This is a genomic window from Vibrio sp. Vb0937, from assembly GCF_033338855.1.
The window spans coordinates 639,747-666,205 of record NZ_JAWOTK010000002.1 but is presented as its reverse complement, the minus strand read 5'-3'; the positions used below and the strand labels follow the sequence as shown (position 1 = coordinate 666,205).

General features: G+C 44.0%; 27 protein-coding genes. 17 read left to right on the top strand and 10 right to left on the bottom strand.

Translation table 11 applies throughout. The features are described 5' to 3' along the window. Positions 1 to 82 precede the first annotated feature (82 nt). The 7 genes from R7P67_RS06315 (at position 83) to R7P67_RS06285 (ending at position 7,957) form a co-directional block, all read left to right on the top strand. Positions 83 to 733 (top strand): YceH family protein, encoded by a 651-nt coding sequence (locus tag R7P67_RS06315; RefSeq protein WP_005373594.1) that lies wholly within the window; start codon positions 83 to 85, stop codon positions 731 to 733. Then, positions 730 to 1,047, top strand: a complete 318-nt coding sequence (locus R7P67_RS06310; protein WP_005373593.1) for a GIY-YIG nuclease family protein — start codon at positions 730 to 732, stop codon at positions 1,045 to 1,047. The genes R7P67_RS06315 and R7P67_RS06310 overlap by 4 nt, the downstream gene beginning before the upstream one ends. A 341-nt stretch (positions 1,048 to 1,388) precedes the next feature. Continuing rightward, positions 1,389 to 2,486 (top strand): autoinducer 2-binding periplasmic protein LuxP, encoded by a 1,098-nt coding sequence (locus tag R7P67_RS06305; protein WP_104976231.1) that lies wholly within the window; start codon positions 1,389 to 1,391, stop codon positions 2,484 to 2,486. Then, positions 2,486 to 5,062, top strand: coding sequence for a quorum-sensing autoinducer 2 sensor kinase/phosphatase LuxQ (gene luxQ, locus R7P67_RS06300; protein WP_167416149.1), 2,577 nt, complete (start codon positions 2,486 to 2,488; stop codon positions 5,060 to 5,062). The genes R7P67_RS06305 and luxQ overlap by 1 nt, the downstream gene beginning before the upstream one ends. Before the next feature lie 295 nt (positions 5,063 to 5,357). After that, positions 5,358 to 5,813 carry a transcriptional regulator SlyA gene (gene slyA, locus R7P67_RS06295; protein WP_005373589.1) on the top strand — a complete coding sequence of 152 codons (456 nt, stop codon included), beginning with the start codon at positions 5,358 to 5,360 and terminating at the stop codon, positions 5,811 to 5,813. A gap of 35 nt (positions 5,814 to 5,848) precedes the next feature. Continuing rightward, positions 5,849 to 6,907, top strand: coding sequence for an HlyD family secretion protein (locus R7P67_RS06290; protein ID WP_005373588.1), 1,059 nt, complete (start codon positions 5,849 to 5,851; stop codon positions 6,905 to 6,907). Between the two features lie 12 nt (positions 6,908 to 6,919). Then, positions 6,920 to 7,957 (top strand): DUF2955 domain-containing protein, encoded by a 1,038-nt coding sequence (locus R7P67_RS06285; protein WP_171344205.1) that lies wholly within the window; start codon positions 6,920 to 6,922, stop codon positions 7,955 to 7,957. A 2-nt stretch (positions 7,958 to 7,959) separates the two neighbouring features. Here the strand turns inward: R7P67_RS06285 and R7P67_RS06280 are convergent, their stop codons facing one another. Both R7P67_RS06280 and R7P67_RS06275 read right to left on the bottom strand, forming a co-directional pair. Next, positions 7,960 to 8,622, bottom strand: coding sequence for a flagellar brake protein (locus R7P67_RS06280; protein ID WP_005385643.1), 663 nt, complete (start codon positions 8,620 to 8,622; stop codon positions 7,960 to 7,962). 94 nt (positions 8,623 to 8,716) lie between these two features. Beyond that, positions 8,717 to 9,643, bottom strand: coding sequence for a DMT family transporter (locus tag R7P67_RS06275; RefSeq protein ID WP_017635181.1), 927 nt, complete (start codon positions 9,641 to 9,643; stop codon positions 8,717 to 8,719). Positions 9,644 to 9,791: 148 nt separating this feature from the next. Here R7P67_RS06275 and R7P67_RS06270 point away from each other — a divergent pair, with 148 nt between their 5' ends. Together R7P67_RS06270 and R7P67_RS06265 are read left to right on the top strand one after the other, a co-directional pair. Beyond that, entirely contained in the window at positions 9,792 to 10,247 is a 456-nt protein-coding gene (locus R7P67_RS06270) for an Lrp/AsnC family transcriptional regulator (RefSeq protein ID WP_005373581.1), read from the top strand. A gap of 5 nt (positions 10,248 to 10,252) precedes the next feature. Continuing rightward, the gene (locus R7P67_RS06265; RefSeq protein ID WP_005373579.1) at positions 10,253 to 10,876 is read left to right on the top strand and encodes a class I SAM-dependent methyltransferase; all 624 of its coding nucleotides are present in this window, start codon (positions 10,253 to 10,255) and stop codon (positions 10,874 to 10,876) included. A 526-nt stretch (positions 10,877 to 11,402) separates the two neighbouring features. Here R7P67_RS06265 and R7P67_RS06255 read toward each other — a convergent pair. Then, positions 11,403 to 11,951 (bottom strand): ATPase, encoded by a 549-nt coding sequence (locus R7P67_RS06255; RefSeq protein WP_318085914.1) that lies wholly within the window; start codon positions 11,949 to 11,951, stop codon positions 11,403 to 11,405. A gap of 103 nt (positions 11,952 to 12,054) precedes the next feature. Here R7P67_RS06255 and R7P67_RS06250 point away from each other — a divergent pair, with 103 nt between their 5' ends. The 4 genes from R7P67_RS06250 to secF all read left to right on the top strand — a co-directional run bounded on the left by R7P67_RS06250 (position 12,055) and on the right by secF (position 16,279). Continuing rightward, a complete protein-coding gene (locus R7P67_RS06250; protein ID WP_005385650.1) occupies positions 12,055 to 12,723 on the top strand; it encodes an SH3 domain-containing protein in 669 nt (222 codons plus the stop codon). Positions 12,724 to 12,891: 168 nt separating this feature from the next. After that, a complete protein-coding gene (locus tag R7P67_RS06245) occupies positions 12,892 to 13,371 on the top strand; it encodes a hypothetical protein (protein ID WP_262652697.1) in 480 nt (159 codons plus the stop codon). Between the two features lie 164 nt (positions 13,372 to 13,535). Next, positions 13,536 to 15,374 carry a protein translocase subunit SecD gene (gene secD / locus R7P67_RS06240; protein WP_005373570.1) on the top strand — a complete coding sequence of 613 codons (1,839 nt, stop codon included), beginning with the start codon at positions 13,536 to 13,538 and terminating at the stop codon, positions 15,372 to 15,374. Between the two features lie 2 nt (positions 15,375 to 15,376). Next, positions 15,377 to 16,279 carry a protein translocase subunit SecF gene (secF, locus tag R7P67_RS06235; RefSeq protein ID WP_262652698.1) on the top strand — a complete coding sequence of 301 codons (903 nt, stop codon included), beginning with the start codon at positions 15,377 to 15,379 and terminating at the stop codon, positions 16,277 to 16,279. Between the two features lie 58 nt (positions 16,280 to 16,337). Here the strand turns inward: secF and R7P67_RS06230 are convergent, their stop codons facing one another. Together R7P67_RS06230 and R7P67_RS06225 are read right to left on the bottom strand one after the other, a co-directional pair. Further along, positions 16,338 to 16,604, bottom strand: a complete 267-nt coding sequence (locus tag R7P67_RS06230) for a hypothetical protein (protein ID WP_005389279.1) — start codon at positions 16,602 to 16,604, stop codon at positions 16,338 to 16,340. A 15-nt stretch (positions 16,605 to 16,619) separates the two neighbouring features. Next, positions 16,620 to 17,240, bottom strand: a complete 621-nt coding sequence (locus tag R7P67_RS06225; RefSeq protein ID WP_021035942.1) for a LysE family translocator — start codon at positions 17,238 to 17,240, stop codon at positions 16,620 to 16,622. Positions 17,241 to 17,979: 739 nt separating this feature from the next. Between R7P67_RS06225 and R7P67_RS06220 the strand changes: the two genes are divergently transcribed. The 4 genes from R7P67_RS06220 to phaC all read left to right on the top strand — a co-directional run bounded on the left by R7P67_RS06220 (position 17,980) and on the right by phaC (position 22,176). After that, positions 17,980 to 18,720 (top strand): SDR family oxidoreductase, encoded by a 741-nt coding sequence (locus R7P67_RS06220; RefSeq protein WP_005373555.1) that lies wholly within the window; start codon positions 17,980 to 17,982, stop codon positions 18,718 to 18,720. 12 nt (positions 18,721 to 18,732) lie between these two features. Further along, positions 18,733 to 19,941 (top strand): acetyl-CoA C-acetyltransferase, encoded by a 1,209-nt coding sequence (locus tag R7P67_RS06215; RefSeq protein ID WP_031777157.1) that lies wholly within the window; start codon positions 18,733 to 18,735, stop codon positions 19,939 to 19,941. 45 nt (positions 19,942 to 19,986) lie between these two features. Beyond that, entirely contained in the window at positions 19,987 to 20,334 is a 348-nt protein-coding gene (locus R7P67_RS06210) for a phasin family protein (protein WP_005373550.1), read from the top strand. Between the two features lie 66 nt (positions 20,335 to 20,400). Beyond that, complete coding sequence (gene phaC, locus R7P67_RS06205) at positions 20,401 to 22,176, top strand: class I poly(R)-hydroxyalkanoic acid synthase (RefSeq protein ID WP_064354855.1); 1,776 nt, start codon at positions 20,401 to 20,403, stop codon at positions 22,174 to 22,176. Between the two features lie 173 nt (positions 22,177 to 22,349). Here phaC and R7P67_RS06200 read toward each other — a convergent pair whose 3' ends face one another. The 5 genes from R7P67_RS06200 to R7P67_RS06180 all read right to left on the bottom strand — a co-directional run bounded on the left by R7P67_RS06200 (position 22,350) and on the right by R7P67_RS06180 (position 26,431). Continuing rightward, entirely contained in the window at positions 22,350 to 22,484 is a 135-nt protein-coding gene (locus R7P67_RS06200; protein WP_005373546.1) for a TIGR02808 family protein, read from the bottom strand. Positions 22,485 to 22,495: 11 nt separating this feature from the next. Then, positions 22,496 to 23,074, bottom strand: a complete 579-nt coding sequence (locus R7P67_RS06195; RefSeq protein ID WP_005373542.1) for a NapC/NirT family cytochrome c — start codon at positions 23,072 to 23,074, stop codon at positions 22,496 to 22,498. A 28-nt stretch (positions 23,075 to 23,102) separates the two neighbouring features. Continuing rightward, on the bottom strand, positions 23,103 to 23,558 hold the full coding sequence (locus tag R7P67_RS06190) for a nitrate reductase cytochrome c-type subunit (RefSeq protein WP_005389061.1): 456 nt from the start codon (positions 23,556 to 23,558) through the stop codon (positions 23,103 to 23,105). Between the two features lie 78 nt (positions 23,559 to 23,636). After that, entirely contained in the window at positions 23,637 to 26,126 is a 2,490-nt protein-coding gene (gene napA / locus R7P67_RS06185; RefSeq protein ID WP_005389060.1) for a periplasmic nitrate reductase subunit alpha, read from the bottom strand. Continuing rightward, on the bottom strand, positions 26,123 to 26,431 hold the full coding sequence (locus R7P67_RS06180; protein WP_005373535.1) for a chaperone NapD: 309 nt from the start codon (positions 26,429 to 26,431) through the stop codon (positions 26,123 to 26,125). Before R7P67_RS06180 ends, napA begins: the two co-directional genes overlap by 4 nt. Between the last annotated feature and the right edge of the window lie 28 nt (positions 26,432 to 26,459).

The following is a 26,459-nucleotide window of genomic DNA, read 5'->3' as shown; positions in this document are numbered from 1 at the left end:
CACTGCTGTGTGAATTTATGGCGTATGATTTCGAAGCGATTTAGGTACAAAGTCAAATGCAAAAATAATAAGGAAATGCATTATGAAAGTTGAGCTAACGGCAATTGAAGCACGAGTTATTGGTTGCTTGATCGAAAAAGAAGTCACTACCCCAGATCTTTACCCCCTCAGCCTAAACGCATTAACCAACGCGTGTAATCAAAAAAGCAACCGTGATCCCGTGATGTCACTCTCTGAGTCAGACGTTCTCGATGCCGTTGATGCTCTTATTGAGCGCAGGCTCGTCAGTGACGAAAGTGCGTTCAACAGCCGCGTCAGCAAGTATCAACACCGTTTCTGTAATACGGAATTTGGTGATTTAAAGCTGACAGAGCAGGAGAAGGGCATTGTATGCTGTATGCTTTTGCGCGGTGCTCAAACACCTGGGGAAATTCGTACTCGTACTAATCGTCTCGCGACATTTCATGATGTAAAAGAAGTGGAAACGGTCCTTGAGCATTTAGCAAGCGAAGAGAAAGGACCATTAGTGGTCAAATTACCACGTGAGGCTGGTAAGCGGGAGTCGCGTTATATGCATTTGTTCTGTGGTGATGTTGATGCGTCCGAACTTGCAGCGCCTGTGTCTGCTGCAAGCTCGAGCTCCGATCGAGTAAGTCAGCTAGAGCTCGAAGTCGCTCAGCTGAAAGAAGAGCTGGATGAATTAAAAGCTAAGGTTGAGTCACTGCTTTCATGATGGAAAATACAACGCAGCGTTGGAGTGTCTACCTGATACGAAATAACCGCAACGCGTTGTATTGTGGTGTTACCAATGATGTTGAACGAAGATTCAATCAGCACCAAACCGGAAAAGGAGCGAAAGCTTTGAAGGGAAAAGGCCCTTTGGTATTGGAATGGTCATCGGATTTTGACTCAAAGACGCTTGCCATGCGAGCAGAGTACTATATTAAGCAACTAACTAAAGCGAAAAAAGAGCTGCTCGTTATGTCAAAAGCAAATATTGTCGTCGACGAACATCAACAAATGATGTTAGAGATAGTGGCACTCTGATAAGCCCTTGCTAAGCCCTTGCTACGCAAAGATACACGGAAACCGCCTATGTCACATTGGCGGTTTCTTTTTGTTTTTGGAGTACCATGTAGGAATAAACTGACGCATAATGGGCTGGTGTTCTGTTTACAGGTCCTGAGTATGAAAAGCGCGAAATGTCTCTACGTCATCGAGACAAAGGAAGCGACTCAATGTACTTTATTTGCATCCACTCAGACCAAGAACCAATTTACTATTGAAACAGGCACTAAGAGGAAGGTAGATTACAAGAGTATAGGATGACTCGGCTAGGTAATGAATAGAGCTGAATTAGGCTCATAAAAAAGCTAAAAGAGCAGTAGATGAAAAAAGCGTTAGTATTCTCCCTGATTTCAATGGCCGCTTTTGCGCCGAATGTGCAGGCCACCCAAGTTCTTAATGGGTATTGGGCATATCAAGAGTTTTTAGACCAGTTTCCACAACAGAAGCAGCTAACTAGTGCGTTGGCTGAAGTGGTAAGAGAAACCCCTGTACCCGTAGCAAAAGACAAGAAGCGTCCACTGAAAATTTCTGTTGTTTATCCAGGGCAGCAGATCTCTGATTATTGGATTCGAAACATCGATGCGTTTGAAAAACGCCTAGATAAGCTTGATATCGACTATCAACTAAATCAGGTGTTTACTCGTCCTAATGCAGATATAAAGCAGCAAAGTTTGTCTTTAATGGAGGCGCTGAAAAGCAACTCCGATTACTTGATCTTTACTCTAGATACCACAAGACATCGTAAGTTTGTTGAGCATGTCTTAGATTCAAAGAAAACCAAGTTAATTTTACAAAATATCACCACACCTGTTAGGGATTGGGAACATCATCAGCCGTTTCTTTATGTTGGTTTCGACCACGCAGAAGGAAGTCGTGAATTGGCCGTTGAGTTTGGCAAGCGTTTCCCTAAACATAGCCACTATAGTGTTCTCTACTTCTCAGAGGGCTACATTAGTGACATCAGAGGCAACACTTTTATCAACCAAGTGAACCGCGATAATCAATTTAAACTACAATCTGCTTACTACACCAAAGCAACAAAGCAATCTGGGTATGAAGCTGCAAAAGCCAGTTTGGAGAAGTATCCGGACGTTGATTTCATTTACGCGTGTTCTACCGATGTAGCATTAGGTGCTGTTGACGCTCTTAAAGAGTTAGGTCGTGACGATGTCATGATCAATGGTTGGGGCGGCGGTTCAGCAGAGTTAGAGGCGCTTTCTAAAGGGGAGTTAGACGTTACCGTTATGCGTATGAACGATGATACAGGTATTGCAATGGCTGAGGCCATTAAGTGGGATTTAGAAGGAAAGCCAGTTCCCACCGTTTACTCTGGTGATTTTGAAGTCGTTACCAAATCGGACTCTCCAGAAAGAATTGAAGCATTAAGAAAACGTGCATTTAGATACTCAGATAATTGATGACAACTACATCAAAAACAAGAAAGCGTCGCTCACTGTCGACGCTTATTACCAAAATAATTATTCTCGTACTAGCTCCGATCATTCTAGGCATCTTTGTTCAGAGTTATTACTTCTCGAAGCAGATTATTTGGCAGGAAGTCGACCGAACCAAGCAGCAGACCTCTGCCCTGATCCTGAACATTTTTGATAGCCATTTTGCAGCGATTCAGATTCATCACAACAGCAATTCGAAAAGTGATGTTGTATTGGATTTTTATACAGAACGTGATGAAGAGGCACTCAATTACTTTTTCATGAGTATTGACCAGAGTGATCCTTCCCATACACCAGAGTTTCGTTTCCTAACCGATCATCAAGGTATTATTTGGGACGATGGCAACGCGCATTTCTATGGCATCAACAATCTGATACTTAGCCGACTTGCCAGTCAGGTGACCTTTAGCAACAACTGGTATTATCTACCCTCACAGACCCCGATGGGAACTCGCCATCTGTTACTTCGTCGCGTACCCGTTTTACAACCTAAAACCGGTGAAGTGATGGGGTACTCTTACAATGTTGTTGTTTTAGATAATAACTTTGGGTTGATGGAAAGGTTAAAAAATGAAGGCAACGTCGACAATGTTGTGTTGGTCGCTAACAACACACCATTGGCAAGCTCATTAGTAGGAGATGAGGCTTATCAAATATTTGACGTACTCAAACGACGAGAGTCCCAGCACAAGCTTGACCAATTATTGATCATCAAAACCCCTATTGAGGTAAATGCCGCCGAGACTGACTTGTGCTTGCTTACTGTGCAAGACAATCAGAGCGTGGTGACATTGCAAATCCAACACCTGCTAGCAATGCTAGCCTCAGTTATCGGTATGGTCATGATTGCGCTAATGACTAAAGAATGGATCGAGAATCGAGTAGTTGAAGAGTTAGGATCCCTGATGGCATATACCCGCTCGGCTCGTGAAGAAAAAGGATTTGAGCGTTTTGAGGGGTCAGATATTGAGGAATTCGATCATATTGGTTCGACACTAGAAAACACTTTTGAAGAGCTTGAAGCACAAAAGCGCTCTTTCCGCGACCTGTTTAACTTTGCGTTATCTCCTATTATGGTGTGGTCTGAATCGGGTGTGCTTGTCCAAATCAATCCGGCAGCACGCAAAGAGTTAGTCATGGAAAACGATATTGAAACCATGCACCCAGTGTTCAAAGGTTTCAAAGAAAAGTTGATGCCACACCTTCGCATGGCGGCTCAGGGAGCTACGTTGACAGGCGTTAATGTGCCAATTGGAGACAAAGTATATCGCTGGAACTTATCGCCGATTCGAGTTGATGGAGATATTAGCGGTATTATTGTTCAAGGTCAGGATATAACCACGCTAATTGAGGCGGAAAAACAGAGTAACTTGGCGCGCAAAGAAGCAGAGAAATCTGCTCAAGCCCGTGCCGACTTTCTGGCTAAAATGAGCCATGAGATCCGAACGCCAATCAATGGAATTTTAGGGGTTGCTCAATTGCTAAAAGACTCTGTGGAAACAGAAGAGCAGAATAACCAAATTGACGTACTTCGACATAGTGGTGAGCACTTACTTGCTGTTTTGAATGATATTTTGGACTTTTCGAAGATTGAGCAGGGTAAGTTTAATATCCAAAAGCACCCGTTTTCTTTCACTGATACAATTCGAACGTTAGAAAACATTTATCGTCCTATTTGTGAAAGTAAAGGCGTCAACCTTGTCATTGAAAACAAAATAGATCCCAATGTTGAAATCTTTACTGACCAAGTTCGTCTGAACCAAATTTTATTCAACCTAGTCAGTAACTCAGTAAAGTTTACGCCCTCGGGTAGCGTGCGCTTGCATGCTGAACTGGAGCAGTTCTATGGTGCTGACAATAGCGTGCTGGTCGTGGAAATTACGGATACAGGTATCGGCATCGAGTCTGACAAACTCGACCAAATGTTCGAACCTTTTGTTCAAGAAGAAGCAACAACGACTCGAGAATACGGTGGCAGTGGCTTAGGGCTGACCATTGTGAAGAGCCTTGTCGACATGCTGGAAGGTGATGTTCAAGTCCGCAGTCAGAAAGGCTTAGGAACGACTTTTGTCATTACAATGCCAGTGAAAGATCGTGAGCGAGTACTCACCCCTCTTGATTCGAGTTTGCGAGTTAAGCCAGGTGAACTATTTACAGAGAGTCTCAAAGTGTTGTTGGTAGAGGATAACCATACTAACGCATTCATTCTAAAAGCGTTTTGTAACAAGTACAAAATGCAGGTTGATTGGGCGAAAGATGGGTTAGAAGCAATGGAATTCTTAAAAGATCATACTTACGATTTGATACTGATGGACAACCAACTTCCGCATCTTGGTGGAATTGAAACGACCAAAGAGATCCGACAAAAGCTGAAACTAGGCACGCCAATTTATGCGTGTACTGCTGACACCGCGAAAGAAACCAGTGACGCCTTTATGGAATCGGGTGCGAACTACGTGCTTCTCAAGCCGATTAAAGAAAATGCGCTCCATGAAGCATTTGTGGATTTTAAACAGCGGTTCTTAGTTGAGCGAACATAAGGAATTGGCTCACTACGGGATAATCCAATTATTCATTATCTGAAAAGCACAACACCATGACTGTGGGTTGTGCTTTTTTGTATCTGACCCTTTTACTCTTATACAAATCAGACTTTATTGGTCTCGACGTTTGTTGTGTACATCGCTGCATTTCAAATTCAAACATCGTGTTGTGTTACTTAGATTTCTGCCCCTTCACTGACGCACCCAACGTGATTTCAATCACAAAAAGATATTTACTTAGCGTGCTAACTATTTTATATTACTTAGCACGCTAAGTAATTGAGTAGATCTTATGATTCAAGACATCAACAGTTTGCGAGACCTTTCTCTGGCTGAAAAATTATCTCGTGTTGCTCGTTTATGGAAAATGGTTGCAGATCGCGAGTTAGAGCCTTTAAACCTAACGTATCCGCGTTGGACTGCGTTATGGAAGCTTTATCGAATGGGTGACAACATCAGTCAGAAGCATTTGGCTGAAGCGCTTGAGATCGAGTTAGCGTCGTTGATGCGAACATTAAAATTATTAGAAGAGCAATCTCTGATCACTCGCCATTGCTGTGAACATGATAAGCGAGCACGTATTGTTAGCCTCACAGAAGAGGGGAAAACCCTACTAAAGCAAATGGAGGCTCGGATTCTTCAAGTTCGAAGCAAGCTCCTAACGGACATCAACGACCAGGAACTTCAGCAGCTTTCATTGATTCTTGATCAGATTGCTCACAATGCGCTTGATTCACTTAGCGAATAAGTCAGAAAACCGAATAAAAAGAGAAGTAAACGCCTATGACTCCAGATCAAAAATTCGCACGTTGGATCAAATATTCTTGCGTCGCGTTTGTCCTTGTCTTTGCCTATTTTCTAGTTGCAGATCTCGCCATGCCGTTGACGCCTCAGGCAATGGCAACGCGTGTGGTAACTAAAGTGGCCCCCCGTGTGAGTGGGCAGATTACACATCTTTATGTTGCCAACAACCAAGAAATAAGCCAAGGCGATCTACTATTTCAGATTGATCCCCAGCCTTATCAGCTCGCCGTAGAAAAGGCTCAACTTAACCTTGAGCGTGTGATTCAAAACAACGAACAACTTGATGCTTCTATTGCGGCGGCAAAAGCAGACGTTGAAGCGAGCAAAATCGTGGCGGAACAAAAAGTTCGCGAAGCGAAACGTCTTAATACCCTGTTTCACCGTAATGGTACTTCGCAACAGCAGCGTGATGACGCACAGAGTAGTGCAACGGCAGCTAAAGCGAACTTACTGGCCGCACGTGCTCGTTTAAAAGAGTTGGAAGTAAACCGCGGTGATTTAGGCGCGACGAATGTGAATATCCGCGTGGCGCAAAACCAGCTAAAACAAGCGGAACTGAATCTGTCTTACACTCAAGTCTCGGCGGAACATGATGGTGTTGTCGCTAACTTGCAGCTGGAGACGGGGGCCTATGCGGCAGCTGGTACACCTCTTGTCGCTTTAGTCTCCGATGACGTGGATATCATTGCCGACTTTCGTGAAAAGAGTTTACGACACTTTAATCAGAACAGCCGTGCGTTAGTGGCTTTTGATAGCTTGCCTGGTGATGTATTTGAAGCTCGTATTACGAGTGTGGATGCCGGGGTCAGCTCGGGTCAATTCGATGCGGATGGTCGCTTAGCAACACCAACTGACTCAAACCGTTGGGTGAGAGACGCGCAGCGCTTACGTTTACATCTAGCTATCGATGAACCTCAGCAGCGCGCATTTCCAGCAGGGGCACGAGCAACCGTGCAGTTGTTGCCAGAAAACGCATTATCTGGCTGGTTAGCGAGATGCCAGATCCAATTCTTGAGTCTTCTTCATTATATTTATTAACGAGGAGGCGATATGAAGTTATGGGACCACCCCATGTCGGAAAACGACTTCCGGCAGTGTTTGCGCATTGCAACTGGTGCGACCATTGGTTTCACTTTATGTAAAATATTTGGTTGGAACTATGGCGTATTCTTTACTGTAACTCCGATGCTGTTACTTGGAATGGTGCCAGTCATGAGTCTACATGCCGCACGACAACTGATTTTTTCAGCGGTTGTGTGTGGATTAGAAGTTGGCATTCTTGGTGGGTTATTTAGTGGGCACCCAGGCATGATGACAATCATTGCATTCGGGTTGTTCCTATATAAATTCGCCTGTATGTCAAAAGGGAGCTTGTTCTTATTTGGAGCGAACAGCGTACTGAGCTTAAGCATCATGCTGCACTTTGCGAGTTATCCAACCACTGACTTAAATGATCTAATCTTTAGCAACCTGCAAGCGAATGTTATTTCAGTGATCGTTGCTTATGTGGTGACATTTTTGATTCCCGATGCGGAACCTCGTCAGCCACCAGCGAAACCGTCGCAGCCTAAACAGAGTCATCGAATGCGTCATGAAGCCCTTATGGGGGCGAGTATCGCTACAATGTCTTTCCTTGTATTCCAGCTATTTGACCTCAGTGACTCTATGTCTGCTCAGGCGACAACCTTACTTTTATTGTTTCCTATGCATTGGAACGGTGCTTTAGGGTATGCGCGAAAAAGAGCAATGGGGACCTTGATGGGGGTGACCTTTGGTATTGTCGGACAACTTGTATTATACGATTGGTCGGATACCTTATTGTTTATCGTCCCATTGCTTTGGATTGGGGCTATGATGTTCAGCTATATGCACGTGAAAGAGTCTAGCGGTTCGGGAGCCGGATTTGGCGGCTTAACCACATTAGGCATTTTGTTCGGCCAATATCTTACTCCGGATGGTGACTTAATGTTCAGTGCGCTGTATCGCGTGAGCAGTATTTTGTTTGCTATTGTTGCGACGCTGCTTGTGACCTATACGGTTCACAGAATACTCAACAGCTTTGAGGCGACGCGCTTTAGCGAGCAGTAAGCTCAGACGTTACTGGTTAGAAAGGATTGCTCCAGTAACTCTGTTTTTAGTTCGTGAGTCATCTCAATGGAACTAGCAAACTTAATTCCAACTACCCATCCCTTCGCCAATTTCTTAATGTTGGCAATGACACATCGATTTTCTTCTCCGATATAGTGGCTTAACGGGCATTCGATGGTAACACTCTCACCCACGTTGAATTCGGGCTCAATCAAGGTTGATATACCAACACCTGCTAGAGAGAAATCGATAAGGCTACCGTAGTAGACATTCCCTGCATGAATAACGTTACAGTCCATTTGCAACTTGTAACGCTCATGTTCCCGAACTGGTTTGGTTGCAAATGTTCCTGGAATGCGGATAAACAAAAGGGGAGATGGTCGAACGGTCGTCGTCAGCACGCTGGACTTAAACGCAATGACATGGCCTAACTCCGTATCTGATACTCCACGCACGATGATATCGGCGTTGGGGAGTTTTCTCATCACTTGCTCTTCAAGCAAACGCATTGGTATATCAAGAATCAAATAAGCATTTTCTTTCATCCCAAGATAAGTGGTGGAATACGTATATTGATCCTTAGGCCCAAATTCGAAATTAGTAGAAAGTTTCATTCCCGGTTTGAGAAACCTATGCAGTTCATCTTTAGTATGAGTGGCTGGCATCACATTGGCGTTTTAATTTTTAGTTAAGCTGAGGCTATCAAAACGCCATTTTGTTATTCAAGATAGTAAGGCATAAGTTTTTGTAAAATCATCGCTATCTGTGAAGTGGTGGGCGATAAGTTTGGCTCATTCCACCTTTCATAAAGATTTGGCTTGCCACAATACTGCCGCATGTGACCAACATCAGCGCTAACCAAGTGAGAGAATCTGGTTGTTCACCAAAAATTGGAACGGCAAGAAGTGTCGCGACGACTGGAGTTAATGAACCAAAAGCAGCGCTGGCTTCGGCACCGATGATCCTAATTGCATAAATGAAAGTGAAAGAAGCGATTAAACCTGCGCCAACACCTTGTAGCATCGCGTGGCCAAATAACTCCTCCCATGGCCACTGGCTGAACGGTGTTACCACCAAATAACTGTCTACCCACCCGAAACCAACGGCGATGATGAGTAGAGCCAAAGACGCGATTGCAACGAATCCTGCACAGACGTGTGCATTAAGATTAGCGACACGAGCGCTGATGGTGAAAGCAGCCCACATGATGCTGCCAGTTAGAAACAGGATATGCCCTTGCAACTGAGACCAGTTGTACTCTGCGCCGCTATTAGAAAGAAGGAATACGAAAATCCCTAACAACACCGTAGAAAGCCCGATTAAGCGGTGAGCACTCAGCGACTGTTGATAACAAAGTACCGCGATAGCAGAAACAAACAATGGCAAAGTGCCAGGTACTAATGCACTGCCGTGCGCCACGGGAGCGAAATGCATAGCCGTTCCGACGACCAGAAGATAGGGAAGGCCGCTTCCAACCACAACACCAACCAGGTAGCGTTTAGGCACTACGCGCAGCGACTGTTTATGCTTAATCACAAATGGTAATAAAATTATACTTGGGATTAGAAAGCGAACTAACGCGATATCGGCTGGCTGCAAGGCAGAAATTGCGCCCCCTTTTAAAGAAATAAAGAAACCAGACCAAAGCAGTAAGGTCGTTAATATAGCTGCGTATCCCAAGATCATTATCGACATGTCCATTTGTAAATGATGTGTTAATTGTTGAATAAAACTCTTGCAAAAGGGAGGCAAAGTTTGACGTAATTAGGCTTGATGTTGGTGATAAATTGCGTATAAGTGTTAATTGTTGGTGATTAAAGGCATGGAAGAATAAATGGATAAAATTGACAGGCAACTTATCAACCTAATGCAGAAGGATGCCACTCTGACAACGGCAGAACTTGCTGACCAAGTAGGGCTATCGGCATCACCTTGTGCAAGACGCATTAAGCGTTTGGAGCAGGAAGGTGTAATAAGTGGTTATCGAGCTATTGTGTCCAGAGACACTGTAGGCATCGCGATGACTGTATTTGTTGAAGTGAGTTTAAATAACCACCAAGCTTCTTCGATTGATGAGTTTGAACATGCCGTTGTTGAGATGGATGAAGTGATCTCATGCCATGTCGTATCAGGGGCCTATGATTACCTGTTAGAGGTGGTCAGTAAAGATCTCGCTGGTTATGAAACATTTACTAGAAAGTTACAGCGATTAGAAAATGTGAAAGATATTCATACCCACCTGGCGATTAGACAAGTGAAAGGAAATGGCAGTTTGCCGATTTATGCATAAGAAAGATGAAATTTTTCGATAGACTTAAGATTGCCCACTATCATCGAAAGCGATATAGACAGTTTGGTAAAGACAGAGCCCGAACTCTGGGATGGGCAGATAAGTATAGTCAGATCAGCCGTTTTGAGGCGTTGTGCCGAGGGTTAACGTTAGACGGTTCAAGTATTTTAGATATTGGGTGCGGCTACGGAGACTTGTTAGCGTTTATCGAACTTACGGGGGGGCTTCCTCAAAGCTATATTGGCATTGATCAGCAAAAACAGTTTATCTCTGAAGCCAGAAAACGAGATTTTCGTACGCAAAGTAAGTTTATATGTGGCGACTTCTCAACGTTGGTATTGCCTCGTTGCGACTTTGTTTTTGCTTCCGGATCATTGAACTATCAATCCACCAACCCAAATCATACCATTGAAATGATTGATAAAATGTACCGAGCGACAGAGAAAGGTTGTGTGTTTAACTTGTTGGATGAATCCAAACTACCCAGCATGAAAATGTTAGCGTCGCACAATAAAGAAGGTGTCTTTCGCTATTGTCGGTTGCTGTGTCCGAATACACGATTGATTGAGGGATACTCCGAGCACGACTTTACGATTGCCATGATCAAAAAAGCGGAGTCCGTTTCCTGACTCCGCTTAATAAATTCTTAAGCCTTATTGGTTTTTGTATTGTGAGATTTCACAGTTACCTGTGTATCTATCAACCTTGAATGAGAACGCGGCTGAATGGTATTCCCTCCCATCACTCCATATTGTTTCTCCGAAGATTTTACAAAGATCCAAATCACTGATTGAACCGAACTCTTTTACGTGCCTAACTACTGACAAAAACTTGGCTTTGGTAGCATTAGGACATTCCCTGTTACTTAATCGATTGATAACCATGTTTGTAGCATCATCTCCAGCCAAATGTGACTTTTTATTAAATTTTATTAATGGCTAAACTAACCAAAAAATGTCCATAAGTAAAGCATTAATGTGACGTATGTCTCTATAAATTGATTGTCTTGGTCATGGTTTAGTCAAGTTTGTCAAAGGGAACAATCCCATTATTTACATTTGATATCGTTCACGACTAAGGAAAGATAAAAAGCACGAATAACGTCCAATATTGGAGTGAAAAACCAACATCGTCTATTCAAAACTGGCTCTGTTTTTACTTCGAAACATTTTGAGCGTATTGAAGCGCTCGGGCTTCTTTATCATAGACTTGTGACAGAGTTTGATATTGTGAAGAGAGGCGCTTGTAATCTTCAGCAAGTTCCAAAGCGTTGGTGTTATACCATTCCGCAGTTATTTGATTGGCTGTTTTGTTTGACTCGCGGCACTTCTGGGCCAGTATCTCCCACCCATTTGCTGACCATTGGGATTGTGTGCTCAATTTAAGCAGCTGATTCGCTTTAGTTGTGAGCTCTTCTTTGTATTGAATCGATGCTTTTAATTGCGCTTTGAACACATTTTGGTTCGACTTGGCACGCCAAAGTAGCACGAGCTCATGCAGTGAAAAGGTTTCGGACAATAACTGACGCTGTTTATGTTCGGTCAAAAGTGTATTGAATACCTCAACATGCTGATTGTAATTGGACTCTAAACGATTGAATTTGGTAAGATTGTCATTCCACGACGATGGGTTACATTGAATATTGGCGTGCCCCGTTATCGGGAACAGAAGAAATAGTAGTATCCAATTGAGTCTGTTGATCATTATTGCTCGCGTTAGTTGACTTGCTCTTTTGAGTATATACCCAAATTTCTACGACATGCGTGCTGCTGGTGGGATAAGAATAAAGAATGAAAAGGAAAAGGGCATGAAGAAAATTCTCGTCGCATTGATTGTCATGCTGTTGCTCGGCGGAGCGGGGGCTGGATACTATTTCTTCTTTATGCAGAAAGATGAACCTGAAGCACCAAAGGCTACACAAGTCGAGCAATCGTCACTGCAAAAAGAAACATCCAAACCGATTCTGGATTTAGAAGCCGTTCCCCCGGAAGTTACCGAGTACTACGTTATTGAGCGTCGTGTCAATGTTTACAACAAGCCTAACCCTAATGCTTTAGTTGTCGATACGCTCTATAAGGGAGAAAAAGTATCGGTGTTAGAAAAAGTAGATGGGTGGTACCGAATCTCCGGCTATCTTGTCTATGAAGAGGGTGGAGAAGAAAAAGCCGAATGGTTGAATGCTGAAGGGTTATCGGATGCAGAGCCAGTTATTAAAGAGCAAGAGCGCTTAGAGATATTGGATGAATACCTACAGAAGTCGGATGATTTAAAAGTTCACTTGGATATTTTCCGTAAGAAAACACAGCAATTGTTAGACGATGAAACCTGTGATCCGAGTGATTTTGAGGAGCTCGGAGGCTGGGTTCGTTCTGTGACGTTCAAAAAGCGCAACGTTTACTTCATCTATTGTGGCGGTTTGGAGCAAGAGAACAAGATCTACTTAGATGTTGATAAGGGCGATATTTTTTATCGATAACTCACCACCAATTACACTAGTTTTCTAAAGACGTTTTGATAAATGCAATAACGATGCAAACCTGAAATCAGAGATTTATAACTTTTTAGTTGTGAACCATAATCAATAGGAATACTATCAACGAGTCAAGTGACCTAACTTGGCTCTTTGTGTTTTTAGTGAGTTCCTATGCCTTGGATTTACCTTAGAAAGTTGATTTTGCTGCTATTTGCAATGGTATTGCTACCAGTGCATGTATCTGCTGCGCAAATCGGCCACAAGGCTCACGTACCGCACTTTTCTAAGCTACAACCTTTTGTAGCCGTAAGTGTATCGCCAAACTCTTCCGTCGATTTTTCTGAAGTTTCAGAAGAAAGCTCTCAATCTCCAGTATCTGAAGGCCATGCAAGTCTCGATTCCGTTGCTTTGTTTAACTCTCAGCGCTGGACGTCTTACTTACGGGAAGGGCTTGATGACGAGCACGTAGATTTTGTCGGCGATCTCACTACTCCGTTTTACGCTGATGCGGGTTACGCATACAGCTTGATGGACATTAACTGGCGTCACAACCAGTCCACATTTTATCATTTCACAAGCGATCATCGCATTTCTGGTTGGAAAGAGACCAATGCCATGTACGTCGCACTCAATAGTCAGTTTTCTGCCTAAACACCATTTATTTGCACCATTGTGCACTCTTAACACGACGATTGTATTCGACAGGACGTGAGCGTTCTGAGCATTTCATACCCTGAATTTATTCTGGGAGCATCTGTCGTGTGTTAAGCCTTGTTATTAAAAGCTTCACTTCATTGTGAAGGGATGATGTTTACATGAAAAAAACACCAAAGCAGCAAAAGAACAGAAAGCTGATGAATCACTACTCAGCTTGGAAATATGTCGTATTAATCACGACGGTCATTATTTTAACCCTAAGTGCTATACCAACTTGGTTTGGCGAACAGCCTTCTATCCAGTTGACGTTTGCGGATCAAAACAACAGTGAAATGTCGGTTGTTCATCTGAATCAACTGCTAAAAACCAACCATATTTCAGCCGACAAAATCATCGAAAAAGACGGCAAAACAACCATTGTATTCGATGGTGAAGATGCGCAAAGTAAAGCTCGTGCGTTGTTAAACAAAGAGCTAAATAAAGACGACAGCATCACTTTCTCATACGTATCGGTTGCGCCAGAATGGTTGAATGAGATGGGCTTTAGCCCAATTAAACTCGGTCTTGATCTTCGTGGTGGCGTTCAGTTCTTGTTGAATGTTGATGTGAATAAAGCGTTTGAAGAGCAACGTGATGCGTTGATTGATGAAATCAAAGCGAATCTGCGTGATCAACGTGTTCGTGGTGTGCAAGTTCGAGCAGAAAGCGGCAACCGAATTACGGTAAACAGTGACAGCGAGCAAGCATTGTCGGAAGTAAACAAGTTCTTGCGTCAAAACTACCCGGGCTGGATTTCAAAAAGTTCATCTCGTGGCTTTGTGCTTGAACCGAGTGAACAAAATATCCAAGAATTTCAATCGTCGACTCTTCAACAAAACCTGAAGATCATGCGTGGTCGTATTGAAGAACTTGGTATCACAGAGGCACTAGTGCAACGCCAAGGTAAAGAGAGCATTCGAATTGAGCTCCCTGGTGTACAAGATCCTGCTCAAGCGAAAAACGTTATTGGTGCAACAGCAAGCTTGGCGTTTTATGAAGTGAAAGATGCGAGCCAAGCACACAGCAGCCAAGATCTTGTTCTTCAAGATAATGACGGTCGTACTGTGATTTTGGCAAAACGACCAGTTCTAACGGGCGAGCACATCGTGAACGCTCGTGCTGGTGTCGACAAAATGGGCATGTCAGAGGTAAATATTTCTCTTGACCACGCTGGTGGTAAGAAAATGAGTGACTTCTCAGCAACTCACATCGGCAAGCCAATGGCGACCGTTTACCGAGAGTACAAAACAAACGATCGCGGTGTAACTGAGCGTAGTGAGCGCGTTATCAGCGTCGCAACTATTCAATCTCAACTTGGTAGCCAGTTCCGTATTACTGGGGCAGGTAGCATGGACGATGCACAGCAGTTAGCGCTATTACTTCGAGCGGGTTCACTAACTGCGCCGGTTACTATTGTGGAAGAGCGAACAATCGGTGCTTCTCTGGGTGCAGAAAACATTGAAAACGGTTTTGCAGCACTGGCTTTAGGTATGGGTTTAACACTGACCTTTATGGCACTTTGGTACCGCCGCTTAGGTTGGGTAGCAAACGTGGCGCTTTGTGCCAACATGCTTTGTTTGCTTGGCTTAATCGCCTTGTTACCAGGAGCGGTTCTAACGCTTCCGGGTATTGCCGGTTTAGTGTTAACCGTCGGTATGGCAGTGGACACCAACGTTATTATTTTCGAACGTATTAAGGACAAAATGCGTGAAGGCCGCAGCTTCGCTCAAGCGATTGATCTTGGCTTTGACAGCGCATTCTCGACCATCCTTGATGCCAACATTACTACCATGATCACCGCCGTGATTTTGTACGCCATCGGTAATGGCCCAATCCAAGGCTTTGCCTTAACACTCGGATTAGGTTTGTTAACCAGTATGTTTACAGGCGTATTTGCCTCTCGAGCAATGATCAATTTAATTTGGGGCCGCGATGCCCGTCGTGATGTGAGGGTTTAATCATGGTCGAAATGCTAAAACAAAATATTCGTAAAATTCGCTACTTTACTACGCTAGTTTCCATCATTTTAACGGTGATCGCCATCGTCGCTCTAGGCTTTAAAGGGTTGAACCTAGGTTTGGATTTCACTGGCGGTATGGTGACAGAAGTAAAGGTAGATAAGCAGCTAACTAACCATGATCTGCTTGACGTTCTGCAACCAAAGCTTGGTGAATCTGCGTCAGTGACACGCTCTGGTGAAGATGGCCGTTGGGTGATTCGTTACTCTGCGCCGGAAGATGGGCAAACGTTGCCAAGTGTAGAAGAGGTGTTGAAGCCAATCTCTCACCAAGTTGATGTTGCCAGCAACAGTATAGTTGGCGCTCAAGTTGGCCAAGACTTGTTTGAGCAAGGTGGCTTAGCATTGTTGATTTGTGTGTTGAGTATTCTCGGTTACTTGTGTTTCCGTTTTGAGTGGCGTTTAGCGAGTGGTTCACTGTTTGCTTTGGCCCATGATGTGATCTTAGTGCTTGGCTTCTTTGCAATTACTCAAATGGAGTTCAACTTAACCGTTTTTGCTGCTGTGCTGGCGATTTTAGGTTACTCATTGAATGACTCGATCATCATTGCAGACCGAATCCGTGAGCTGTTGATTGCGAAGCAGAGTTGGAAAACAGAAGACATCAATGACCAAGCTGTTATCGCGACGTTTTCACGCACTATGGTGACATCTGGTACGACATTGATCACTGTTGGTGCATTATGGATTATGGGAGGAGCGCCTTTGGCTGGTTTCTCAACCGCCATGTTTATTGGCGTTCTGTCGGGTACATGGTCTTCGATTTCGATTGGTACTGTGCTGCCTGAGTGGTTGAAACTGGAGCCGAAACATTATCTTCCAGTTGAGATCGACGCTGCGCCGTAGCATTATTTTTAAGGTAAAAGTGCTTGCGCCACTCATCTTGAGTGGCGCTTTTTTGTGCTTATTTCACGCGCATCAAGCGATGTTTCACAAGTCCCAAATCGAACTCTAAGACTTGTGAGCGCTTCATTGCTTCGACTTTATTCAACATTGACTCTTGGTAGCCTTTCTTCTTCATCCACTGAAGAGGTACAGAGAAAGCATCTTCATTAACGACATAAGACTCGCCTTTATGCTCACCGGTATAGACGTTCACAACCCAAACTCGGGCTTGAAAGTCCAATACTTCACCCATGACTTTAGCGATTTTATTCAGAATATTTTTCATTGTTTCCAGTTTGCCTTAGCTTAGTAGCAACCAGACACCAACTCCCATCATTAAAGTGCCTGCGATACGGTTCATTAGACGTACATTCTTAGACTGACCTAATACGTGTTTCAATCCTTTACCACCAGTAGCGTACAGAGACATGCAAATGAACTCAAACAGTAAAATAATGGAGACAAGTATGATCAGTTGCGGTGCAAGCGCTGCGTTTTGGTCTATAAAAGGCGGTAAAAGAGAAATCATAAATGCCCAGCCTTTTGGGTTTGCGATTGCGGTAACGAAGCCTTGCATGATCAGTGCGATATTGTCACTCTTTGGTGTTTCTAAGTTGTCGACATTAATCGCAAGTTTCCCTCGCGATCGCCACATTTCAACACCAAGATAGAGTAAATAACCGCCACCAATGAACTTTAACGCGATAAACATCCAAGGATAATTGAGCATAATCGCAGCGATGCCTAACACCGCAGAGACTGACACCAGCGCAACACCGAGAAGCTCTCCTATCATCATCCATAACGTGCGACGATAACCGATACTCATACCTAACGTTAGGGCGAGAGTCATGCACATACCAGGCGTGATTGAGACAAAAAAGAAAGTAGGGATGAACATACTGAGCAATGCAAGATTCATATCTGTTGATGATTTAGTGATTAAAGAGAAGCCACAAAGATAGTGCAAAGTGGAAAAGGATGCTACTACAAAGCGAACGATTACTTTCACTAGTAGCTAGTTGATGTTCTTCGAATATATAAATTTAAAATGAAATTATATTTTAATCTATGCGTCATAATAGTGCGTATTGCACCAGTATGAGACAAGCTCTTATATCATTTTTAGATTAAATATATTTAATTTATTATATTTTATCGGTATTAATCATCACTGTATTAAAATAATCGAATTGATAACTAAATTATCATTAAATGCAGTAATTAAATGATATGTTTGATAATTATTTTTACTGATAATTGAATTATTATTCTAATCTCAAGTTTGTTGTAATCATATAGGCTTAAAATTCAGATCTTAAATCATGACATAATGTAACGTCTACCATTCTGTATGTAAGTGCATGATATTTAATAATTATGCTTCTATTTCTGTTGGTGTGGCTTTTGTGGAAGTGTGATTTAAAACAATGACTTATGTAAAATTAACCATTTTATAACATTTCACGGGTAATGAGATCTAAATCAATCTTATGCAATTGGGTGAGTTTTTTATTTGAAATGTAATATTTCTAGGTTAACTTAAAATAAAGGCAGCACGGGATTGGTTGTCAAAAGAATAAATAAACACGTCAGTTGGTGAACTATTTCATCAGTGTATTAAGTTTGCTTTTTAAATGCCGTTAAGAATGGAGTCTTCAATGAAGAAAGTCGCTTTGATCACTGGATCAAAAGGCGGAATTGGTTCTGCTATTTCCTCTCAATTAGTTAATGACGGTTACCGTGTAATTGCTACATATTTCACAGGTAACTACGAATGTGCGCTGGAGTGGTTCAACAGCAAAGGGTTTACCAAAGATCAGGTTCGCCTTTTTGAGTTGGATGTAACAAACACGACAGAGTGTGCAGAGAAATTGGCGCAATTGCTTGGGGAGGAAGGAACCATTGATGTTGTTGTCAACAACGCAGGAATCACACGTGATGGCGTGTTTAAAAAGATGACTGCGCAAGCTTGGAATGATGTCATCAATACCAACCTCAATAGTTTATTCAACGTTACGCAACCCCTCTTTGCTGCAATGTGCGAAAAAGGCGGTGGTCGTGTCATCAATATCTCTTCAGTCAATGGTCTTAAAGGGCAGTTTGGTCAAGCAAACTACTCGGCGGCGAAAGCTGGGATGATCGGTTTCTCTAAAGCCTTAGCATACGAAGGTGCTCGCTCGGGTGTGACAGTTAATGTTATCGCTCCGGGTTACACGGGTACGCCAATGGTTGAGCAAATGAAGCCAGAAGTGCTGGAATCCATCACGAACCAAATTCCAATGAAACGTCTTGCGACACCAGAAGAAATTGCAGCATCAGTGAGCTTCTTGGTCAGCGATGCGGGCGCCTACATCACCGGAGAGACTTTGTCGGTGAACGGCGGCCTATACATGCACTAAGGAGAGAAGATGATGGAAAAAGTATTTATCGTAGCGGCGAAGCGTACTCCAATTGGTGCTTTTGGTGGCAGCCTGAAAAATACTTCTGCTGGCGATCTGGCAGCAGTAGCGATTAAAGGCGCGTTGGAAGCGGCAAAGTTGCCTGGCGACAAGGTTGACGAAGTGATTGTTGGCAACGTTGTTGGTGCAGGTCAAGGAATGGGTGTTGGCCGCCAAGCGGCACTGTTTGCGGGGATTCCTGAATCTGTTCCTGCATATGGCGTAAACATGGTTTGCGGTAGTGGCATGAAAACGGTCATGGATGCCGTGTCCCATATCCGTAGTGGCGATGCTGAGATCGTTGTTGCAGCGGGTGTTGAAGTCATGTCTCAGATTCCGTTTGCCGCACCAAGCAGCATTCGTGATGGCAACAAAATGGGCAATCTGGAGCTAAAAGATCTGCTCGTAGCGGACGGTTTAACCGATGTTTACAACCAATATCACATGGGTGTGACGGCAGAAAACGTAGCAAAACAAATCGGCTTAACTCGCCAGCAGCAAGACGAATACGCGCTGTCTAGCCAACAGAAAGCGGTAGCCGCTATCGAAGCTGGCAAATTTCAAGACGAAATTGTGCCAGTGGAAGTAAAGCAACGCCGTGAAACCGTGATGTTTGATACGGATGAATACCCAAAAGCGAACGCGACAATGGAAGCCTTAAGCAAGCTACGTCCTGCTTTTGACCGCGAAGGCACTGTGACTGCGGGTAATGCATCAGGCATTAACGATGGCGCGAGTGCGATTATCGTGGCGTCTGAAAGCGCAGTTAAAGCGCATGGATTAACGCCGCTTGCTGAGATCGTAAGCTATGCGCAATCGGGTCTTGATCCGAAGATCATGGGCCTAGGTCCTGTAGAGTCGGTCAATAAAGCACTCGAAAAAGCGGAACTCACAGTAAATGACATTGACGTTTACGAGTTAAACGAAGCATTTGCAGCGCAAGCACTTGGCGTGATTCATCAGTTGGCGGAAACAAACCAAGTTCCAGTTAACGCGATTCAAGATAAAGCGAACTTTAACGGTGGTGCTATCGCGCTAGGACACCCGCTTGGTGCATCTGGCAACCGAATCTTAGTCACGCTGGTTCACGAGCTTCATAAGCAAAATGGTCAATATGGCGTTGCTTCACTTTGTGTGGGCGGCGGCATGGGCACGGCTGTGGTTGTAAAGACAGTTAAGTAATTATTTAAACGGACATTTTTTAATTCTTTCTCTAGGAGACAAACCATGTACACAGATTTCTTCAAAACATTTAGCGATCAAACTGAAAAAAATCTAGAACCTTACTTGAAGTTCAACAAGCTAGTGACAAAAAACGTAGAAGTGTTGACCGAGCTTCAATTGAACGCCATTCGCACATACAGTGAAGTGGGTCTAAACCAGATGAAAGCAGCGACAGAAATCAAAGACGTAACGTCATTGACTGCTTTCAACAGTCAGCAACTAAGCGTACTTACTAAACTTTCTCAACAAATGATGGATGACAGCAACAAGCTTCAAGCGATTGCAAAAGAGTTCAAAGAAGACGTTGAGAAAATGACTTCGGAAAATCTAAAGACTGTTACTCCAGCGTAATTTGTCCGATTCTCGCCGCCCCTAGATTTGGGCGGCGTTGTTTTTTCCGAATATAGGAGTAAGACTATGTTTCAACACTTCTTTTCGGACTATCTTGTGAAGCTTCAGGAAACCAATCATCAGTGGTGGCATGATTTCGAAGTGAACAAGGCAGTCGTGAACTCTCCTTTAAACAAGGCCATGCAAGAAGTGAACTTTGAGGATACTGCCAAACTGTTCGAACAAGCTGCGAATCAGCCTGCTGCGATTTTAAAGCTGCAAGCACAGTGGTGGGAACAGCAGCTGCAAATTTGGCAGAATGTTGCATTGGCAGGGAACCAAGCACAAATCGTCGAAGCTGAAAAAGGGGATAAGCGTTTCTCAAACGAAGCGTGGCAAAATGAAGCCATGTATAGCTTCATCAAACAATCCTACCTTTTATTTAGTAAGACCTATCTGGACACCATCGAGTCTTTGGAAGGCTTAGATGAAAAGACGAAAGAACGTATTATTTTTTTCTCTCGCCAAGCCATTAACGCCCTTTCTCCTTCCAACTTCATCGCCACTAACCCAGAGCTTTTGAAGCTGACACTTGAGCAAAACGGTCAAAACTTACTGGCAGGCTTAGAGCAGTTGAAAGAAGACGTTGAGTCGAGCGCAGACATTTTAAAAATTCGTATGACGAATAACAATGCATTCCGCGTGGGCGATGACGTTGCGACGACACAGGGTAATGTGGTTTTTCAAAACGAATTGTTTGAGTTGATTCAATATCGACCTCTAACAGAGAAAGTGAATGCGACGCCGCTGCTCATCGTCCCACCTTTCATCAACAAATACTACATCCTTGATTTAACGGCAAAGAACTCAATGGTTCGATGGTTGTTAGAGCAGGGGCACAGTGTATTTATGATGTCTTGGCGCAATCCAGGCAAGGCACAAGCGCACATAGAGTTTGGTGACTACGTGACAGAAGGCGCAGTGAAAGCCGTCGCTGCAATTGAAGATATAACAGGACAAGAGCAAATCAATGCTGCTGGTTATTGTATTGGTGGTACTGTTTTAGCAAGCACGGTTGCGTACTACGCTGCAAAACGTATGAAGAAGCGCATTAAGTCTGCTACTTTCTTCACCACGTTGCTCGACTTCTCTCAACCAGGTGAAGTCGGCGCGTATATCAATGACACCATTGTTAGTGCAATTGAAGCGCAAAATAACGCAAAAGGGTATATGGACGGCCGTTCCTTAAGCGTGACGTTTAGTTTACTGCGTGAAAACAGCTTGTACTGGAACTACTACGTCGACAATTACTTGAAGGGTAACAGTCCGGTTGATTTCGACTTGTTGTACTGGAATAGCGATAGCACCAACGTCAGCGCTGCATCTCACAATTTCTTGCTTCGCGAGCTCTATTTAGAGAACAAGCTGGTGCAAGATAAAGGCGTCAAAATTGGTGGAGTATGGATTGATCTAAATAAGATCAAAATTCCTAGCTATTTTGTGTCAACGAAAGAAGACCACATTGCGTTATGGCAGGGAACTTACCGTGGTGCGCTGAACACGGGTGGTAACAAAACGTTTGTCCTCGGTGAGTCTGGTCATATTGCGGGCATCGTGAACCCTCCAGCTAAAAATAAGTATGGTTATTGGTTGAACGATAATTTGGATGACTCTGCTGATGAGTGGTTGAATAACGCGGAACACAAAGAGGGATCGTGGTGGACACACTGGAACGAGTGGTTACTCCAATTCAACCCTAAAGAGCAAGTTGAGCCTTTCCCTATTGGCTCAGAAAACCATCCGGTTATTGATGAAGCGCCAGGACAATACGTCAAACAGGTTCTGCCAGTAAAAGAATCTTAAACAACTCCCTATAGCAGTAAATCTTAGCGGCCTTTATGGTCGCTTTTTTTATGTATGATTGCTTGTTTATTTATTGTTGGCAGTACCATTGAGCAATAAATAAAAAGCGCCGAGCATTTGCTCGGCGCTCAGTGTCAACAAATAGGCTAGTTGACGAGTAGAGATGCGTTACGTTACACCTCTTTATCCTTACCAAATGACAGCAGCCAGAGAGAGATTGCTGCTACCGCCACAAAGCCGGAAAGAATAATCACTGGCATAGCACTGTAGCCAAGGATATGCCAAATTACAGATTCTAATGTACTCATGGTAAGTCTCCTTAGTGCCAGCCTTCAACGCCGCTCATGTCTGGTAGTTTGTGCGCAATACCTTTGTGACAGTCTACACATGTTTTCTCGCCTGAAGCTAGAGCGGTGGAGTGTTGTTCTGCCGCACGTGATCCTTGCTGAGAGTAATCCATGAAATCAAACTCATGACAGTTACGACATTCAAGAGAGTCATTCTTCTTCATACGTGCCCACTCTCGCTCTGCGAGGTGTCCACGACGCTCTTGGAACTTCTCTGGCGTATCGATCGTCTTCGTTACGAAGTGTGCAAATAGCTCTTTAGATGCCTGTACTTTACGAACGATCTTATCCGTCCATTCATGAGGAACGTGACAGTCTGAACAAATCGCACGAACACCAGAGCGGTTGGAGTAGTGAATTGTTTCTTGAATTTCAGCAACGATCGGCGCGTGACAGCCAGAACAGAATTCTTCTGTGTTGGTTGCTTCCATACCTGTGTTGAATGCGCCCCAAAATAGAAGGCCACCAGCGAAGCCTAGAAATAAAACCACACCAGCGGCAGCTTTACTCGGGCTCGACAGTCTCTTCCAAAACGCTTTAAGTATTTTCATAAGTAACCTCTTAGTACTCGCGTTTCAATTACTGAAGCGAATCGACTGCCTTAAACTCGTTTTCCACTAGTGGTTTTGCATCCGTTTGTGGAACGTGACATTGCAAACAGAAGTAACGACGAGGAGACATATCTGCCAGTACCGCATCTTCTCTGTTTACATAGTGCGTTACGCTAATTTTAGTCGCACCTGACTCTTTTGCATTTTTCCAACTATGGCATGCAAGACACTTGTTAGCATTTAACGAAATTTCGTAGTGACGAATGCTGTGTGGGATCAACGGTGGTTGATAAACATAGCTGTCTTCAACAATTTGATCTTTAGGGAAGTCTTTGAACTCGTCTGCTGGACGCGTATCTTCCAATTGAGACATTCCACGTAAAGATTCTAGACCACCAATACCACCTGGATTATCCAACTCAGCTTGCGCAATGCCTGTCACTAACGCACCTACAGATAAAACTGCGACAAGTAATTTTTTCATCATTTCATCTCCGCCTTTATGGCTTAAATTCTTTATTAGGCCGCCATAATGACGGCCGTAGCATTCAGTATCTGAAGGTTAAGCAATCTTAGTGATTTTGACTGGGCACTTCTTAAAGTCTGTCTGTTTAGACAGTGGATCAGTCGCATCTAGGATAAGCTTGTTAATCAAAATACGTGCATCAAAGAACGGTACGAATACCAAGCCTTTTGGCGGACGGTTACGACCGCGAGTTTCAACACGAACGCGTACTTCACCGCGTTTGTTTGCCATGAGTACTTCTTCACCACGACGAACATTGCGTGCTTTTGCGTCTTCTGGGTGCATGTAACACACTGCGTCTGGTACTGCTTTGTATAATTCAGGTACACGACGAGTCATGGTGCCTGTGTGCCAATGCTCAAGAACACGACCAGTACATAACCACATATCAAATTCATCGTTCGGTACTTCTGGTGGCGCTTCGTATGGCGCGGAAATGATCTTCGCTTTGCCATCAGCATTGCCGTAGAAGTCCCAACCAGAACCTTCTTTCGCGTATGGGTCTGAACCTTCTTTAAAGCGCCACTGTGTTTCCTTACCATCAACAACAGGCCAACGTAGACCACGTACTTGGTGGTAGCGGTCGTATGGAGCCAAATCATGACCGTGACCACGGCCAAATGTTGCGTATTCCTCAAACAGACCTTTTTGAACATAGAAACCGAAGTGGTGAGCATCGTCATTCAGTTCACGAGCTTCTTCGATAGGGAATTTGTCGACGTTACCATTGCGGTAAAGTACGTCGTACATTGTTTTACCACGGTATTGAGGCGCTTTCGCTAGAAGCTCTTCAGGCCACACTTCTTCCATTTTGAAGCGTTTCGAGAACTCCATTAGCTGCCACAGGTCGGATTTTGCTTGACCGACTGTGCCCACTTGTTGGTACCAAGCTTGGGTACGACGCTCTGCGTTACCGTAAGCACCTTCTTTTTCAATCCACATTGCGGTAGGAAGAATAAGGTCTGCTGCTTGTGCTGTTGCTGTCGGGTATGGGTCAGACACAACGATGAAGTTTTCTGGGTTGCGGTAACCTGGAAGACGCTCTGTGTTGATGTTTGGACCGGCTTGCATGTTGTTGTTACATTGAACCCAGTAACAGTTCAAAACGCCGTCATTCAGCATACGGTCTTGCAATACGGCGTGGAAGCCAGGTTTTGGTGGAATCGTACCTTCTGGCAGTTTCCAGATGTCTTCTGCAATCTTACGGTGTTTAGGGTTAGCAACCACCATGTCCGCTGGTAGGCGGTGAGCAAACGTACCAACCTCACGAGCGGTACCACATGCTGATGGTTGGCCCGTTAGTGAGAATGGGCTGTTCCCCGGAGTCGAGATCTTACCGGTTAGTAGGTGGATGTTGTAAACCAAGTTATTCATCCATACACCACGAGTATGCTGGTTCATACCCATCGTCCATAGAGACATCACTTTCGTGTTTGGATCCGCGTATTGCTTCGCAAGCTCGATAAGCTTCTCTTTCTCAACACCAGAGATTTCAGATGCTTTCTCTACTGTGTATGGCGCTACTGATTTCTTGTACTCTTCGAATGAGATAGAAGTGAGTTTGCCAGAGTTCGGGTTCTTCGCTGCTTTTTGTAGCGGATCATCGTCACGTAGACCGTAGCCGATGTCAGTGTCTGCTTGAGTGAAGTTCGTGTGTTTGTTCACGAAGTCCCAGTTTACTGCATCGTTTTCGATGATGTAGTTTGCGATGAAGTTAGCAATTGCAAGGTCAGACTGAGGATTGAAAATGTAGCCGTGGTCTGCCAACTCAAATGAACGATGGTAGTAAGTAGAAAGCACGTTCACTTTAACGTGAGGGTGGCTTAGGCGGCGGTCAGTAATGCGAGTCCATAGAACCGGGTGCATCTCTGCCATGTTTGAGCCCCAAAGAACGAAAGCGTCAGCGTTCTCGAAGTCATCGTAACAACCCATTGGCTCATCGATACCGAATGCGCGCATGAAACCTACAACGGCAGAAGCCATACAGTGACGAGCGTTTGGATCAATGTTGTTTGATCGGAAGCCTGCTTTCATTAACTTTGATGCAGCGTAGCCTTCCATTACTGTCCATTGGCCTGAGCCAAACATACCTACGCTTGTTGGGCCTTTTTTCTCGAGGGAAGCTTTCCATTTCTCAGCCATGATGTCGAAAGCGTCATCCCAAGAGATAGGTGTAAATTCACCATCTTTGTGGAATTTGCCATCTTTCATTCGTAGCATCGGTTGAGTTAGACGGTCTTGACCGTACATGATCTTAGAAAGGAAGTAACCTTTGATGCAGTTCAGACCTTTGTTTACTGGTGCTTCTGGGTCACCCTGTGTTGCTACCACTTTGCCGTTTTGAGTGCCAACAAGAACAGAACAGCCTGTACCACAGAAACGACAAGGTGCTTTGTCCCATGTGATTTTGGTTTGATCAGAGCTTGCAATCAGGTTGGCTGCAGATGCTGGTAGTGTCACACCTGCGACAGCAGCAGCTGATGCAGCCGCGTTTGCTTTCACAAACGCACGTCTTGTCATTTTCATACTTCACCCTCGATTTGGGAATGTTGTGTTCCAGTGTCTTCTTCATCCGTTTCTTCAAGCCCAGTTTCGATTTGGTGATAAACCAATACCGTGCTTAAGACGTTCGGTAAATTGTTAATGGCATCGATAGTGTCTGTGATGAAACCTTGGTTCTCAGTTTCAAGTACGACGATAATCTTGCCTTCAGGACTGTCACCATAGATTTCCGCATTTTCGTGTGCTTCTATCTTTTGTTTGATTTCGTCCAAATGTTCCGGCAGCACATGTACTACCAAACTTGAAATATGCACTTCATTTAGTGACATATAGCTCTCTCATTTATTTTTATTGCCT